The organism is Devosia salina (assembly GCF_019504385.1).
GTDB classification, from domain to species: domain Bacteria; phylum Pseudomonadota; class Alphaproteobacteria; order Rhizobiales; family Devosiaceae; genus Devosia; species Devosia salina.
In genome coordinates this window covers 3,548,919-3,562,730 of the sequence record NZ_CP080590.1, presented here as the reverse complement: position 1 = coordinate 3,562,730, position 13,812 = coordinate 3,548,919, and the positions used below count along the sequence as shown (strand labels likewise).

15 protein-coding genes are annotated in these 13,812 nt (G+C 64.8%); 8 read left to right on the top strand and 7 right to left on the bottom strand.

The annotated features are described in order from the left end of the window. Positions 1-73: 73 nt before the first annotated feature. Positions 74-1,468: an L-serine ammonia-lyase gene (locus K1X15_RS17470; protein ID WP_220304862.1), complete on the bottom strand. Its 1,395-nt coding sequence runs from the start codon at positions 1,466-1,468 to the stop codon at positions 74-76. A gap of 138 nt (positions 1,469-1,606) precedes the next feature. Here K1X15_RS17470 and K1X15_RS17465 point away from each other — a divergent pair, with 138 nt between their 5' ends. From K1X15_RS17465 to K1X15_RS17455, 3 genes are all read left to right on the top strand, one after another. Beyond that, entirely contained in the window at positions 1,607-2,200 is a 594-nt protein-coding gene (locus K1X15_RS17465) for an alpha/beta hydrolase (protein ID WP_220304861.1), read from the top strand. Positions 2,201-2,349: 149 nt separating this feature from the next. After that, entirely contained in the window at positions 2,350-4,038 is a 1,689-nt protein-coding gene (locus K1X15_RS17460) for a sensor domain-containing diguanylate cyclase (RefSeq protein WP_240549539.1), read from the top strand. A 110-nt stretch (positions 4,039-4,148) separates the two neighbouring features. Then, a complete protein-coding gene (locus K1X15_RS17455) occupies positions 4,149-5,201 on the top strand; it encodes a DUF3298 domain-containing protein (protein ID WP_220304860.1) in 1,053 nt (350 codons plus the stop codon). Between the two features lie 123 nt (positions 5,202-5,324). On the opposite strand, the gene K1X15_RS17450 is transcribed toward K1X15_RS17455, so the two are convergent. Together K1X15_RS17450 and K1X15_RS17445 are read right to left on the bottom strand one after the other, a co-directional pair. Further along, positions 5,325-5,621 carry a GNAT family N-acetyltransferase gene (locus K1X15_RS17450; protein ID WP_220304859.1) on the bottom strand — a complete coding sequence of 99 codons (297 nt, stop codon included), beginning with the start codon at positions 5,619-5,621 and terminating at the stop codon, positions 5,325-5,327. Positions 5,622-5,642: 21 nt separating this feature from the next. Next, on the bottom strand, positions 5,643-6,206 hold the full coding sequence (locus K1X15_RS17445) for a tetratricopeptide repeat protein (RefSeq protein WP_220304858.1): 564 nt from the start codon (positions 6,204-6,206) through the stop codon (positions 5,643-5,645). A 129-nt stretch (positions 6,207-6,335) separates the two neighbouring features. Between K1X15_RS17445 and K1X15_RS17440 the strand changes: the two genes are divergently transcribed. Continuing rightward, positions 6,336-6,722 (top strand): RidA family protein, encoded by a 387-nt coding sequence (locus K1X15_RS17440; protein ID WP_220307594.1) that lies wholly within the window; start codon positions 6,336-6,338, stop codon positions 6,720-6,722. Positions 6,723-6,941: 219 nt separating this feature from the next. Here the strand turns inward: K1X15_RS17440 and nadA are convergent, their stop codons facing one another. After that, positions 6,942-8,009, bottom strand: coding sequence for a quinolinate synthase NadA (nadA, locus tag K1X15_RS17435; RefSeq protein WP_220304857.1), 1,068 nt, complete (start codon positions 8,007-8,009; stop codon positions 6,942-6,944). Positions 8,010-8,212: 203 nt separating this feature from the next. On the opposite strand from nadA, the gene eda reads away from it, so the two are divergent. The 4 genes from eda to K1X15_RS17415 all read left to right on the top strand — a co-directional run bounded on the left by eda (position 8,213) and on the right by K1X15_RS17415 (position 11,839). Next, positions 8,213-8,848 carry a bifunctional 4-hydroxy-2-oxoglutarate aldolase/2-dehydro-3-deoxy-phosphogluconate aldolase gene (eda, locus tag K1X15_RS17430; RefSeq protein WP_220304856.1) on the top strand — a complete coding sequence of 212 codons (636 nt, stop codon included), beginning with the start codon at positions 8,213-8,215 and terminating at the stop codon, positions 8,846-8,848. A 5-nt stretch (positions 8,849-8,853) separates the two neighbouring features. Then, the gene (gene modA / locus K1X15_RS17425) at positions 8,854-9,579 is read left to right on the top strand and encodes a molybdate ABC transporter substrate-binding protein (RefSeq protein WP_220304855.1); all 726 of its coding nucleotides are present in this window, start codon (positions 8,854-8,856) and stop codon (positions 9,577-9,579) included. A 210-nt stretch (positions 9,580-9,789) separates the two neighbouring features. Beyond that, positions 9,790-10,467 carry a molybdate ABC transporter permease subunit gene (gene modB / locus K1X15_RS17420; RefSeq protein WP_220304854.1) on the top strand — a complete coding sequence of 226 codons (678 nt, stop codon included), beginning with the start codon at positions 9,790-9,792 and terminating at the stop codon, positions 10,465-10,467. Between the two features lie 187 nt (positions 10,468-10,654). Then, complete coding sequence (locus tag K1X15_RS17415) at positions 10,655-11,839, top strand: alpha-hydroxy acid oxidase (RefSeq protein WP_220304853.1); 1,185 nt, start codon at positions 10,655-10,657, stop codon at positions 11,837-11,839. Between the two features lie 33 nt (positions 11,840-11,872). On the opposite strand, the gene K1X15_RS17410 is transcribed toward K1X15_RS17415, so the two are convergent. The 3 genes from K1X15_RS17410 to K1X15_RS17400 form a co-directional block, all read right to left on the bottom strand. Beyond that, on the bottom strand, positions 11,873-12,679 hold the full coding sequence (locus K1X15_RS17410; RefSeq protein WP_220304852.1) for an anti-sigma factor family protein: 807 nt from the start codon (positions 12,677-12,679) through the stop codon (positions 11,873-11,875). Then, positions 12,676-13,182 carry a sigma-70 family RNA polymerase sigma factor gene (locus K1X15_RS17405; protein ID WP_220304851.1) on the bottom strand — a complete coding sequence of 169 codons (507 nt, stop codon included), beginning with the start codon at positions 13,180-13,182 and terminating at the stop codon, positions 12,676-12,678. Before K1X15_RS17405 ends, K1X15_RS17410 begins: the two co-directional genes overlap by 4 nt. 99 nt (positions 13,183-13,281) lie before the next feature. Next, entirely contained in the window at positions 13,282-13,674 is a 393-nt protein-coding gene (locus K1X15_RS17400; protein ID WP_220304850.1) for a COG4315 family predicted lipoprotein, read from the bottom strand. Positions 13,675-13,812: the final 138 nt, after the last annotated feature.

The following is a 13,812-nucleotide window of genomic DNA, read 5'->3' as shown; positions in this document are numbered from 1 at the left end:
TTGCTATGGCCCTTTGGGCCAGCGCCGCTGCCCTCACAAGGGGGAGGGAGGGCAGGAACCGGACTGCCGGCGTTCAGCAGGCGACGACGTTGACCGCGAGGCCGCCGAGGCTGGTTTCCTTGTATTTCTCGTTCATGTCCTGGCCGGTCTGGCGCATGGTCTCGACGCAGGCGTCGAGCGGGACGGCGTGGGTGCCGTCGCCCTTGAGGGCCAGGGAGGCGGCGGTGACGGCCTTGACGGCGCCGAAGGCATTGCGCTCAATGCAGGGGATCTGCACGAGCCCGCCCACCGGGTCGCAGGTCATGCCCAGATGGTGTTCGAGGGCGATTTCGGCGGCGTTTTCGACCTGTTCGGGCGAGCCGCCCAGAATGGCGCAGAGCCCGGCCGCCGCCATGGCCGAGGCAGAGCCGACTTCCCCCTGACAGCCGACTTCGGCGCCGGAAATCGAGGCGCGGTGCTTGATGATGCCGCCAATGGCAGCGGCGGTGAGCAGGAAATCGCGGATGGCGGCATCGCCCGTTCCGGCATTGAACTGCACGGCATAGCGCAGGACCGCCGGGATGACGCCGGCGGCGCCATTGGTGGGGGCGGTGACGACGCGGCCGCCGGCGGCGTTCTCCTCGTTGACCGCCATGGCGAAGACCGAGAGCCAGTCATTGGCCATCAGCGGATCGATCTCGTTGCGCTGCCACTTGTCGGCCAGTTGCGCATGGATGGCGGCGGCGCGGCGCTTGACCTTAAGGCCGCCTGGCAGTTCGCCGCGCTGGGAGAGGCCCCGGTCGATGCAGCCGGACATGACCTGCCAGACAGTGTCGAGCTGGCGGTTGAGCGTCGCGCTGGGCAAGCGGGCTTCCTCATTGGCGCGTTTCATGGCGGCAATGGAAAGACCCGAGCGCCTTGCCATATCGAGCATCTCTTTTGCATCGGCAAAGGGCCAGGGCACATCGGCGTCGGCGGGCGAGGCTATGCGCAGGGCCTCGAGCTCCTCACCCGTGACCACGAAGCCGCCGCCGATGGAGAAATAGATGCGGCGCAGCAGCATCTGCCCGTCTTCGTCATAGGCGCAGAACTGCATGCCATTGGGATGGCCGGGCAGGGGCATGGTCTTGTCGAGCACGAGATCGACGGCGGGGCGGAAGCGATAGCCGGGATGGCCCGGCGGGGTAACACGGCCGGTGTCGCGCACATGGGCAATGATGGCGTCCATGGCGTCGGGATCGACGGTTTTCGGGTCCTCGCCGGCCAGGCCCAGAATGACGGCGCGGTCGCTGCCATGGCCGATGCCGGTAAAGGCGAGCGAGCCATGCAGGCTCGCGGTGATGGCAGCGGGGCGGGCGCGGGCGGCGCGCGGCCAGGTGCCGGCGCCCAGATCATCGAGAAAGCGCCGGGCGGCCGTCATCGGTCCCATGGTGTGGGAGCTGGAGGGGCCGATGCCGATCTTGAAGACGTCGAATACGGATAGGAACATGGCTCATAGTAGCGCGAAGCGGGGACGGTGCAATCGGGCTCGCCATTGATTGTTTGAGAATGCGCAACAGTGCGTGATGCGGCCGCCGCATTGCCCCGGGGGCGTAATCGGCCAATATCGGGGCAAAGGAGTTGCACCATGTCCCAATATGATTTTCGCGCCGACGAGAAGACCGATGCGTCCGCCCCGCTGATCTTCCTGTTTCACGGGACCGGCGGGGACGAGAACCAGTTCTTCGAGCTGGCTGGCCAGTTGCTGCCAGGCGCCAGGCGGGTGGCGCCACGGGGCGATGTCAGCGAGAACGGGGCGCTGCGCTATTTCCGGCGCACCGGAGAAGGCGTCTATGACATGGCCGATCTCGGCAGGCGCACAGAGGCAATGACCGATTTCATCCGCGCGCAGATCGGGCCGGAGCGGCCGTCTCGGGTGCTGGGCCTGGGCTATTCGAACGGAGCCAATATCCTGGCCTCGGTGCAGTTCGCGGCGCCGGAACTGTTCGACGTCACCATGCTGATGCACCCGCTGATCCCCTTTGCCCCGCCCGCGGCAGACTTTTCCGGCCGCAAGGTGCTGATCACGGCAGGGCGGCGCGATCCGATCGCCCCGGCCGGCGCCACGCAGACGCTGGCAGACTATTTTTCGGCCAATGGCGCCGAGACGCAGCTTGCCTGGCATGACGGCGGGCACGAAGTGCGGCAGGAAGAGCTGGCCGCCCTGGCCCAGTTCGTCTGAATTCCGAAAGCATGCAAAGAGCGTTAACAGGATATTGAGGCGTTCTCGGCCAGACTTGGGCAAATGCTCAAGTCGACCGGGAAGCTTCAATCATTCGCCAGATTGGACGTCGCATCGCCGATACCCTCAGCCTCAGGGTATTGCTGTTTGTGCTGCTCGGCTTCGCCGTGGTGGCCGTACCAGCCTATTTTGCCTTCAACTGGGTGGTCAGTTCCACGGTGATCCAGCTGGGCACGCTGTTTGCGGAAAAACAGGTGCTCTACGATCGCCACCGCGGATTGCAGGCGCTGTTGCGCGAGGTGTCGCTGGCCGAGACGCTGGCGGGCAGCCAGGCGATCCGCGACTGGGCGCTCGACGAGGAGGACGAGACCCTCAGGCGTCGCGGCATTGCCGAGCTCGAGCACTATCGGCAGAGCTTTGTCGACCACTCCTATTTCTTCGTCATCGACCGGTCCGGCAATTACTATTACAATGACGCGGGCAATGCCTATGCCGGCGACCAATTACGCTATGCCGTGTCGCCGCAGAACCCGCGCGACAAATGGTATTTTGCGACGCGGGCGCTGGGCGAGGGATGCCACCTCAATGTCGACAATGACGCCAATCTGCGCGTCACCAAGGTCTGGATGAACTGCGTCATTCGCGAGGGGCGCAATGTGCTGGGCATATTGGGCACCGGTATCGACCTCTCGGCCTTCATCCAGGAAGTGGTGAATATCCCGCAGGCGGGAATTACCTCCATGTTCGTCGACCGGCAGGGTCAGGTGCAGGCGCATCGCGACGAGAACCTGGTGGACCTGGCGAGCCTGTCGGCGGAGATGAGCGACAAGCGCAGCGTCTATTCCCTGGTGGATGCGCCCGAGGACAAGGCGGTACTGCAGCGCCTGATGGATGAGGTGGCTGCAGGCGGGGCGCTGGCAAAGTCGGCTTTCGTCAATATCGGCGGCAAGCAGACACTGGTGGGCGTGGGCTATCTCGACAAGCTGGGGTGGTTCAACGTGACGCTGATGGACCTCGATGCCATCATCGAGCGGGGGCTGTTCGTGCCCATCGGCCTGCTGCTGCTGGCGGTGATGGTGCTGGTCGCCGTGCTGCTGATGCTGGTGTTCAAGCGCACCGTGCTCGACCGGGTCTCGGCACTCGAAGGGGTGGTCCGCTCTGCGCGGCAGGGGGATTATGGACCGGCCATGGGCATGGGGACCGGACAGCAGGACGAAATCGGCCGCCTGGCGGCCTCGTTCACGGAAATGGCGGCGGCCGTCGACGACAATACGCGCCTGCTCGAAGCGCGCGTGCGCGAGCGCACCAGGGAACTCGAAGAACTCGCCTTCCGGGACGGGCAAACCGGCATTCTCAACCGGCGCGGCTTCATGGCGGCGCACGCGGAAGCGACCCAGAGCGATGGATATGGCCTTCTGGTGGTCGATATCGACCGTTTCAAATCCATCAATGACCGATACGGACACGCCGCCGGGGACCTGGTGGTGCTCGAAGTGGCCAGGCGCATCAGCGCCGCGATCGGCAACCGGGACAGTTGTGCGCGCTGGGGCGGGGACGAGTTCATCGTGCTGCTGCCCGGAGCGACGCCGGAGCAGCTGCGCGCTGCCGCCACGCGGGTGATGTCCGCCATGGACCAGCAGCCGATCGCGCTGGGCCAGGCCGGATCGATAACGGCCTCGGTGAGCGTCGGCGCCTGCCTTGCCGATGCACGGGACAGCCTGGATGTCGCGACCGACATGGCCGATACGGCGCTCTACATGGCCAAGGCGCAGGGACGCAACATGGTGGTGGTGTTCGACGCCGAGCTGATGGTGCCGCCGCACAGCGCCAAGGCCTGAGGCCAGACCACCTGGTGCGCATTGCGCCGCGGCTGGCGCTTCAGAACCGGGTGACGGGTTGCGCGCGGCAGGCTATCGTCGCGTCACAAAGGGATATTCCGGGGACGAAGATGATCCGACTAGCCTTGAGCCTTGTACTGATGCTGAGCGGGGCCCTGGCCATGGGCACGCCCGTCGCGGCCGCAAGCTTTGACTGCAGCAAGGCGGGCACACCGTTCGAACACGCCATCTGTGACACGCCTGAACTCTCCGCGGCAGACGATCGGCTGGCAAAAACCTATGCCACGGCCATTGGCGGCCTTTCGGAGACGGCCCTGAGCGAGGTGCGCAACAGCCAGCGGGACTGGCTCGACTATGCGCGTCGCGCCTGTACCCGCACTGCCGAGCCGCTGAGTTCCGGCCGCTATGACGAGCGTGGTGCCTCATGCCTCGTCGATCTGTTCAACAGCCGTAGCCGGGTGCTCGAATCCAGCCGGATGATGGACGGGCTGCGCGTCTATCCCATCGCCAGCTTTGCGGCGCTTCCCGACCCATACGAGGCGGACAATCCGGACTCCAACTGGCCAGTGGCGCAGCACGAATTGTCCCTGGTGCAGGTCGATAGCGAGGAGGCCTTTGCCGGCGCCTTCAACAGCTTTGTGCGCGCAGAGGGCAAGGTCATTTCCGCCGGCTTTGTGGAGCAGGGCGGGCCTGAAACGCTGGCCGAGGACAGCTCCAGCGATTCCACCAATTCGATCACCATCCAGGAAATTTCAGGCAATCGCCTGTCGCTGCTGGTGAACACCTATTGGTATGGGCACGGCGCGGCGCATGGCAATTACACCATCAGCTATCTGCACTATCTCAAGGATGAGGAGCGGGCGCTGGAGGCCCGGGACATCTTTGCCGGAAAGGGCTGGCAGAAGAAGTTGCTCGAATTGGTGACCGAAGCGGCCGAGGCCGAGCATGGCGATGCGCTGTGGCCGGACAGTCTTGGGGACCTCAGCGATGTGGTGATCGACCCGGCGCGCTGGGACCTGTCGGACCCCTATGGGCTCAAAATCCAGTTCCAGCCCTATGAGATATCGTCCTACGCCTATGGCGCACCGACCGCGCGGGTCAGCTGGGAGGCGCTGGCGCCAATCCTGGCGGAGACGGCCGACCGCTATCGCTATGGCTATTAGGGCGCGCCCAGTTTGAACGGATCAGGCTGATCCCTTCAAACGCTGTCTGCTCGGGCCTTTGTCTCCTTGGACGTGCCCGCGGATCGTCTGCTCGATCTGGCAGCAAATGGTCAGGCGAGCAGGTCAGGCGAGCAGGTCCGTCCATTCGGGATGGCGCCGGAACTGCACGACCACATAGGGGCAGATGGGGGTGATCTTGAAATCCTCGGCGCGCGCATCGGCAATGGCGGCCTTGACCAGGCGCAGGGCAATGCCCTTGCCCTCATAGGCAGGGGGCACGCCGGTATGGTCGATGACCATGGGCCCCTTGCCACCCATCCTGTAGGTCATCTCGGCCTCGGCCCCCGGCGCCAGGCGGATGACATAGCGGCCGCGCGTGGCGCCCTGTTCCCGGGTGATCTTGTAGTCAGTCTCGGCCATGCTGGTGGGTTCCTGAGGCGTCTAGCTGCGGATGGGCGGTGCTGCCAGTTCGGGGAATAGCGCCCGCTCGGGCAGAAAGGGGTGAATTTCGAGGGCTTCCCTGATGGCCTGAAGCGCCTCATCGCGCTTGCCCAGGGTGTGGTAGATGAGCGCCCGACCGGCGAGGGCACCAAAGTGCCGGGGTTCGCGGGCCAGCGTCTGTTCGATATCGGCGAGCGACTTGTCGTACATGCCGTGAAGGAAATAGGCGGTGGCGCGCAGGTTCCAGCCCTCGGCATAATCGGGATAATCGGCAATCAGGGCATCAATGAGCGGCAATTGGCTGGCCGGGCCGGCAAGGCCGCCCGCGGTCATGATCTCGGCAACCCGAGCGGCAAGCACCGGCTCGTCGGGCTCGGTCCATATCGTCCATATCTGGCTGGCGATGGCGCGGGCCGCAGGCTCGTCCGTGGCGGCGGACAGCCGGGCGAAGAGCGTATCGAGTTCGGCCGTCTCGGCGGCGCCGCGCGCATAGGCCTGGGCAAAAGCGGTGGGAGCGGGCGCAGCGGCCAGCAACAGAACGGCGATCAACGGTCGGATCAGCATGCGCATGTCGGAGGCAAGTGTGACCGGATAATCAGGGGGTCGCAAGAAGATTTGGGGCGGTTGACAGGCCGGGGCGATGCGGCTCGTGTGGGGGGAGCCAGAACGAGGTCCTCCAAGACAATGAGCCAGATGCAATATCACATGATTTCCTCCGGGCCGCGTCCCGTCGCTCCCTTCAGCCATGCCGTGGAAACCGACGGCCTGGTGTTTGTCACCGGGCAGATGCCAACCGATCCGGCAGCGCCGGATGCGCCCCTGCCCGAGGGAATAGAGACCCAGACCAAGCGGGTGATGGAGAACCTCAAGATTGTGCTGGGCGGAATCGGGCTGGGGCTCGAGCATGTGGCGATGGCCCGGATCTATCTCACCCAGTTCGAGCGCGACTACGCAGCGCTCAACGCACTCTGGCCGAGCTTTTTCGAACCGGGCAAGCTGCCGGCGCGGACCACGGTGGGGGTGACGGCGCTGGCGGTGGGGGCGCTGGTGGAGATCGACCTGGTGGCGAAGCGGCCGTGAGGGCCGCCGCTCTCTTACGGATTACCGCCGTCCGGGTGCCGGAGCACCCCCTCCGAGCTGCGCTAAGCCCTTTGGGCCAAGCTCCGCTAGCCTCCCCCGTCAAGGGGGAGGTGTGGCATCGCGTGTGCTGATGAGTTGGGCCATTCGCGCATAGCGCTCATGGCCTTCTCGCCTCAAATCGCTCCGCCGGAGCGATTTGCCTTGCGGGACGGCTCGAAGTTAGTCGCCCTTGCGGCTGAGCTCGATCATGCGTTCGACCGCCAGGCGGGCGGGGGCGATGATCTCTTCGGGGATGGTGACTTCCTCGGTCATGGCGTGCAGCGACCAGAGGACGTTTTCGAGATTGATGCGCTTCATGTGCGGGCAGATGTTGCAGCCGCGCAGGAAATCGACGCCGGTGGTTTCGCTCGCCACATTGTCGGACATGGAGCATTCGGTGACCATGACCACGCGCGGCGGCTTGGTGGTCTTGACCCAGTCGATCATGGCGGCGGTGGAGCCGGCGAAATCGACTGCGTCGATCACCTCGGGCGGGCACTCGGGATGGGCAATGATCTTGGCCGTGGGATAGGCGTGGCGAAGCTCGGAAATGTCCTCGGCGGTGAAGGTTTCGTGCACTTCGCAGGCGCCGGCCCAGGTGATGATCTTCTTGTGCGTCTTCCTGGCGGTATTCTGCGCCAGATACTGGTCGGGGATCATGATGACCGTGTCGCCCTCGACGCGATTGACGATGTCGAGCGCATTGGAGGAGGTGCAGCACACATCGGTGACCGCCTTCACGGCGGCCGAAGTGTTCACATAGGTGACGACCGGGGCGCCCGGATATTGCGCGCGCATGGCCACGACATCCTCGGCAGTGATGCTTTCACTGAGCGAGCAGCCGGCGCGGCTGTCGGGGATGAGGACGGTCTTTTCCGGATTCAGCAGCTTGGAGGTCTCGGCCATGAAATGCACGCCGCACTGGACGATCACCGACTGCTTGACCTTGGTGGCTTCGACGGCAAGCTGAAGGCTGTCGCCCACCACGTCGGCGACACCGTGATAGATCTGCGGCGTCTGGTAATTGTGGGCGAGGATGACCGCATCCTTCTCCTTCTTGAGCCGGTTGATCTGAAAAATCAGCGGCGCATAGAAGGGCCATTCGATCTCGGGGATCTTGTCCTTGACGCGGTCGAATACCTTCTCGGTGGCGCGTTCGACCGCTTTTGAAAACTTGAGGTCGAAGCTGTCGGCCAGAATGGCGCGGGCATCGGCGAGCGGGGTTACCGCATTGATCGTCTGAACCATTAGGGGTCCCTCCCGGCTGGTCTTCGGACTTTCTCGCCCAATGGACTACCATTGGGCGGGTCGAAAGGCCGACAGGAATGGCGTGCTCCGCGCGCCGAGGCGGAACCTAGGGATTTTCTTGCCCCAATTCAATGAAGGAGCTTGCAGGAATTTGACCAGCCGCCTAACCCTCAACCGACTTCTCCAAGCCGAGGACCATTTCCATGCCGCAGGACGCCAACGCCATTCGCTCCATTCTCTCGCTTGCGCCGGTGGTGCCGGTCATCATTCTCGATGACGTGGCGCAGGCGCGGCCGCTGGCCGAGGCGCTGGTGGCAGGCGGGCTGCCGGTGCTCGAGGTGACGCTGCGCACGCCCAATGCGCTCAAGGTGATGGAGGAAATGGCCAAGGTGACCGGCGCCATTGTCGGTTCGGGCACCGTGCGCAATGCGGCGCATATGAAGAGTTCGGTCGATGCAGGATGCCGCTTCATGGTGTCACCGGGCGCCTCGCCGCGGCTGCTCGACGCGGCCGAAGATGTCGCCATTCCGCTGTTGCCTGGCATCGGCACCCCGACCGAAGCGATGACCGCGGCCGAGCGTGGCTATTCGTTCCTCAAGTTCTTCCCGGCCGAGGCGCTGGGCGGCGCGCCGGTGCTCAAGGCTTTTGCCTCGCCGCTCCCCGACATCACCTTCTGCCCCACCGGCGGCATCGATCCGGCCAAGGCCAAAACCTATCTGGCGCTGCCCAATGTCATCTGCGTGGGCGGCAGCTGGATCATGCCGGCCGATGCGCTGGCAAGCGGCGATTTCGCGCGAATCGAAGCGCTGGCCAAGGAGGCCAGTGCGCTCAGGGGATGATCCTCATGCGGCGCGTGCTGCCGGCCCTCGTAGTGGCGATGGTGCCGGCGCCCAGCCTGGCCGAAACGGCCCATGTCGCGGTTGCGGCCAATTTCACTGCCGTGGCGGAAGAGCTCGAGGCCTTGTTCGAGGCCAGGGGTGAGCATCAGCTCGCGCTGAGTTTTGGTGCGACCGGCCAACTCTATGCGCAGATATCGCAGGCGGCGCCGTTCGAGGTCTTCCTGGCGGCGGACACCGAGCGGCCGGAACTGGCAGTGAGCCAGGGGCTCGCGGTTGAGGGCAGTTTCTTCGTCTATGCCGAGGGGCAATTGGCGCTTTATGCGCCGGGGCGCGATGCAAGCGGGGGCGCAGCGGTTCTGGACGGCAATTTCGACAAGCTGGCCATCGCCGACCCGGTGGCGGCGCCCTATGGTGCCGCAGCGGTGCAAACCCTTGCGGCGCTGGGGCTCTATGAGGCCATAGAACCCAGGCTGGTGATGGGCGAGAACATTTCTCAGACGCTGCAGTTCGTCGAAAGCGGCAATGCCGAACTGGGTTTCGTCGCGGCGAGCCAGGTGTTGGGAAAGGCCGGCGTCTGGGTCGTGCCAAGTGAGTTGCATGCGCCGATCGAACAGGGAGCTGTGTTGCTCAAGGCGGGCGAGGACAACGCGGCGGCGCTGGCCTTTCTCGATTTCCTGCGCAGCGATGAGGCCGTGGCCGTAATCGAAGCGGCGGGTTATGCGGTGCGGTGAGGGTTCCGCAGAACCCCCACCCACCTTCGCTACGGCCCAAGTGCCTAGCTTCGGTACCCTCCCCACAAGGGGGAGGGAGACGATGAACACCGGCGTCTGATCCTGCGCCTCCCTCCCCTTGATGGGGAGGGAATGAGGGTGGGGTGACGGACAGGGACACAACAGGGGTTCCCGCTTTCGCGGGAATGACCCGATGAGTATGACTAGCTGATGGATCTGCCCCCGCTTCTCTCGCCCATAGTGCTGACCCTTGCCTTGGCGCTCACGGTCACCGCGATTCTGGTAGTCGTGGCGACGCCCCTGGCCTTGTGGCTGGCGCAGGGGCGGGGTGCGGGACGCGAGGTGGTGGCGGCAGTGGTGACGCTGCCGCTGGTGCTGCCGCCCACGGTGATGGGTTTCTACCTGCTGCTGGTGCTGGGTCCCAATGGGCCGGGCGGATGGATTGCCGGTCTCTGGGGCGCGCGAACGCTGGCCTTTTCCTTTGCCGGCCTGGTGATCGGTGGGGTGATCGCTTCGCTGCCCTTCATGGTGCAGCCGCTGCGCAATGCCTTTGCGGCCATCGAGCGCGAAGTGCTGGAGGGGGCCGCGACCCTGGGCGCCACCCGCCTGCAGCGCTTCTGGCGCGTCGCCCTGCCGCTGGCGCGGCCGGGTTATCTGGTTGGCGCCATCATGAGCTTTGCCCATACGATGGGCGAATTCGGCGTCGTGCTGATGATCGGGGGCAATATTCCGGGGCAGACCAAGGTCCTGTCCATCGCCATCTATGACTTTGTCGAGCGGCTGGAATGGGACAGGGCCCATGTGCTGGCCGGGGCCATGGTGCTGTTCGGGTTTGTCGTGGTGTTTGCCACGCTTGTGATGGGGCGGGGTAGAAATACCTCCACCTAACCTCCCCCTGAAGGAGGGGGAGGGCTTGGCCGGTGATCGTTGCAGCATCGCGCATGCCATTCGCGCATAGCGCTCATGGCCTTCTCGCCTCAAATCTCTCCACCGGAGAGATTTGGCCCCTGGCACGGCTTGAAGACTAACATGTTAGTTGCTACAGCAGGCCGGAGATGACCTCGGAGCGCCCGACATGACCGCCATCGACAAGGTTCTGACCGTTGAGGACATGAAGCGGCTGGCGCATCGGCGCGTGCCCAAAATGTTTTTCGAATATGCCGATAGCGGCTCTTATACCGAGAGCACCTATCGGGAGAACGAGAGCGATTTTTCCAAGATCAAGCTCAACCAGAAGGTGGCGGTGAACCTTGAGGGGCGGAACCTCAAGGTCAGGATGCTCGGCCAGGAGATCGCCATGCCGGTGGCCATCGCGCCCGCCGCAACAGGCGGCATGCAGACGGCCGACGGGGAGATCAAGGCGGCGCGGGCGGCAGAGAAGTTCGGCATTCCGTTTTCGCTCTCGACCATGAGCGTATGCTCGATCGAGGACATTGCGGAGAACACGACGGCGCCGTTCTGGTTCCAGCTCTATGTGATGCGGGATCGCGACTTCATCAACCGGCTGATCGACCGGGCCAAGGCAGCCAAATGCTCGGCGCTGGTGCTGACCATGGACCTGCAGATCCTGGGGCAGCGGCACAAGGACATCCGGAACGGGCTCTCCACCCCGCCCAAATTCACGCCCTATTCAATCTGGCAGATGATGCAGCATCCGGTCTGGTGCATGCGCATGCTGGGGACGAAGCGGCATACCTTCCGCAATATTGTGGGGCATGTGAGCGGCGACCATGACCTGGCCTCGCTCTCGGCCTGGACGGCCAGCCAGTTCGACCCGACGCTCAACTGGAGCGATGTCAAATGGATCAAGGAGCGCTTCGGCGGTCCGGTGATCGTCAAGGGCGTGCTGGATGCGGACGATGCCCAAGCCGCCATCGACAATGGCGCCGACGCCATCGTGGTGTCCAACCATGGCGGGCGCCAGCTCGACGGCGCGCCCTCGACCATCCGCGTGCTGCCCGAGATCGTCGACCGGGTCGGCCACAAGACCGAGGTCTATCTCGATAGCGGCATCCGTTCGGGCCAGGACGTGATCAAGGCGCTGGCCTATGGGGCGAAATCGACCTTTATCGGCCGGCCCATGCTCTATGGGCTGGGGGCCGGGGGCGAGGCGGGGGTGACCCGCGTGCTCGAGATCATCCGCAAGGAGATCGACACGACCATGGCGCTGTGCGGCGAGCGCGACATCCTCAATGTCGGGCGGCACAATATCTATTCGAACGACATTCCACCGCGGAACGCGCCGAAGCCGCAGGGCTAAAGCACCTTCACCTCTCCCTATGGAGGAGAGGTGTCAGAGCTCGCGATAGATCGGGGCGGTCGGGGCCGGCCCCGGGGTCAATTGCGGGAACACCGTCTTGGCCAGGGCCTGGAGTGCTTCGGCCGGTTGGGGGCCGACAATGGTGCAGGTGATGGCGGCATTGGCCCAATAGAGGGCATTGTCGTCGCCCAGGCGCACCAGGTCGTAATCGGGGCCGCCAACGCCATTCGCTGGAGTGATGTAGAGCGTCACCCGCTGCCCGGCGGCGTCTTCATACATCAGCTGCGCCGCGCGACCGCCGGGAATAGCCGGGGCGGGCAGAAGACGCCCGCCGAGGAAGCTGAAACCGGCTGTGGCGAGATCGGGCATGGCCAGATCGGTCGAGAGGCGGTTGGAGAGCCAGCTCGAGAGATGCTCTGCATCATTGCCGGCCACCTCCACGGCGTGGCGGTTTTCGGCAACATAGACGGTATGGGCGCTGACCGCGTCGGCGATCAGACGATTGTACAGCGCCGGATTGTCCGCGGCCGGACGCAGCAGCCAGCCGGCCGCCATGCCGATCCCGAGCACGCCCACGACCATGGCGGCGCGGGCCAGGCCCTGCCAGCGGCGGCGAGACTGCATGACAGCCAGCCGATGGGGATCGAGCCGCGTGGGAACCGGTTCGGTCATGGTGGGCGCAAAGAGCGTGCGGATGGTGTCGCCCTGCCGCTGCAGCTGGGCGATTTCGGCAGCCAGCTCGGGATGGGCCGCCAGATGCGTCTCCACATCGGCGCGCTTGTCGGGCTCGAGCTGGCCGTCGAGATAGGCCATCAGATGATCGCGGTTGATCTCGCTCATTTGACGGTCCTCAAATGGGGTTCATGCGCCGTGCCGGTCATCTGGCGCAGTGTGGCCCGGGCGCGGCCCAGCCGGCTCATCAGCGTGCCGAGCGGCACTTGCAGAATGTCGGCCGCCTCGCCATAGGCCAGGCCTTCGAGCGTCACCAGCAGCAGGGCCTCCTTCTGGTCGAGCGGCAGGGTCTCGATGGCGCGGGCGAGTTCGCCGAGCGCCAGATATCCCGGTTGCGGCGCCGGCGTGCCCAGATCGGGCAGTGCCTCGACATCAATGGTTTCGCCGCGGCGGCGCTCGGCGCGCAGCGTATTGCGATAGAGATTGGTCAGCATGGTGAAGAGCCAGGGGCGCAGCGGGCCCCGTGGACGAAACAGCCCGCGGCGGGAAATGGCCCGTTCGAGGCAGTCCTGCACGAGATCGTCGGCGCGGTCGATATTGCGGGTGAGCGCGCGCGCGTAGCGGCGCAGGGCCGGTACATTGGCTTCGAGCTCATCAAGAAAATCGACCACGCCTGTTACTCGCTGATGGCCCCGGGAGCATGGCTCACCGGGGCATTGGGCTCCGGAAACGGTCCACCGGACCGTTCCCCCCTTCGGGACGCGCCAGATCTATTCGATGGCAAGATGCCAGACGCCGCCGACACCGTCACCCTTGGTGTCGCCGGGAGCCGCATCTTCGTACCAGTAATAGAGCGGCATGCCCTTATAGGCCCACATGGCCGTGCCATCGGTGCGCTGCACCACGGAGAAGTCGCCCTCGGCCATGGCGTCGGCATCGGCGAAGAGCGGCGGCCATTTTTCGGCGCAGGTGTCATAGCAGTTGGAGACGCCGGCCGTGTCCTTGTCGAAGATATAGAGCGTCATGCCGTTGAAATCGGTGAGCACCATCTTGCCCCCGATATCGGTCGACATGACATCGCCCCCCAGATATTCGGCCGACAGGGCCGGGGTGGCGAGCAGGGCCAGCGTGGCGGCGCCAGCGAGAAGTGAACGGAAATGCATGGGAAAGTCCCTCCTGTTGCGGGGCCGTGGCAGCGGCCTCCAGAGCGATCAACACCGCCGGGGGCGTTTTAATCCGTGGGTGATCGCAATTTTTTCGGCCCTGAGGCGCGCGGGCCAGATTTTGCTATAGCAGGCAAC

What these genes read in the sequence shown, in the direction of transcription:
- K1X15_RS17470 (WP_220304862.1), bottom strand. Translation starts at nt 1,468, where the DNA reads ATGTTCCTATCCGTATTCGACGTCTTCAAGATCGGCATCGGCCCCTCC.
- K1X15_RS17465 (WP_220304861.1), top strand. Translation starts at nt 1,607, where the DNA reads ATGTCCCAATATGATTTTCGCGCCGACGAGAAGACCGATGCGTCCGCC.
- K1X15_RS17455 (WP_220304860.1), top strand. Translation starts at nt 4,149, where the DNA reads ATGATCCGACTAGCCTTGAGCCTTGTACTGATGCTGAGCGGGGCCCTG.
- K1X15_RS17450 (WP_220304859.1), bottom strand. Translation starts at nt 5,621, where the DNA reads ATGGCCGAGACTGACTACAAGATCACCCGGGAACAGGGCGCCACGCGC.
- K1X15_RS17445 (WP_220304858.1), bottom strand. Translation starts at nt 6,206, where the DNA reads ATGCTGATCCGACCGTTGATCGCCGTTCTGTTGCTGGCCGCTGCGCCC.
- K1X15_RS17440 (WP_220307594.1), top strand. Translation starts at nt 6,336, where the DNA reads ATGCAATATCACATGATTTCCTCCGGGCCGCGTCCCGTCGCTCCCTTC.
- nadA (WP_220304857.1), bottom strand. Translation starts at nt 8,009, where the DNA reads ATGGTTCAGACGATCAATGCGGTAACCCCGCTCGCCGATGCCCGCGCC.
- eda (WP_220304856.1), top strand. Translation starts at nt 8,213, where the DNA reads ATGCCGCAGGACGCCAACGCCATTCGCTCCATTCTCTCGCTTGCGCCG.
- modA (WP_220304855.1), top strand. Translation starts at nt 8,854, where the DNA reads ATGCGGCGCGTGCTGCCGGCCCTCGTAGTGGCGATGGTGCCGGCGCCC.
- modB (WP_220304854.1), top strand. Translation starts at nt 9,790, where the DNA reads ATGGATCTGCCCCCGCTTCTCTCGCCCATAGTGCTGACCCTTGCCTTG.
- K1X15_RS17415 (WP_220304853.1), top strand. Translation starts at nt 10,655, where the DNA reads ATGACCGCCATCGACAAGGTTCTGACCGTTGAGGACATGAAGCGGCTG.
- K1X15_RS17410 (WP_220304852.1), bottom strand. Translation starts at nt 12,679, where the DNA reads ATGAGCGAGATCAACCGCGATCATCTGATGGCCTATCTCGACGGCCAG.
- K1X15_RS17400 (WP_220304850.1), bottom strand. Translation starts at nt 13,674, where the DNA reads ATGCATTTCCGTTCACTTCTCGCTGGCGCCGCCACGCTGGCCCTGCTC.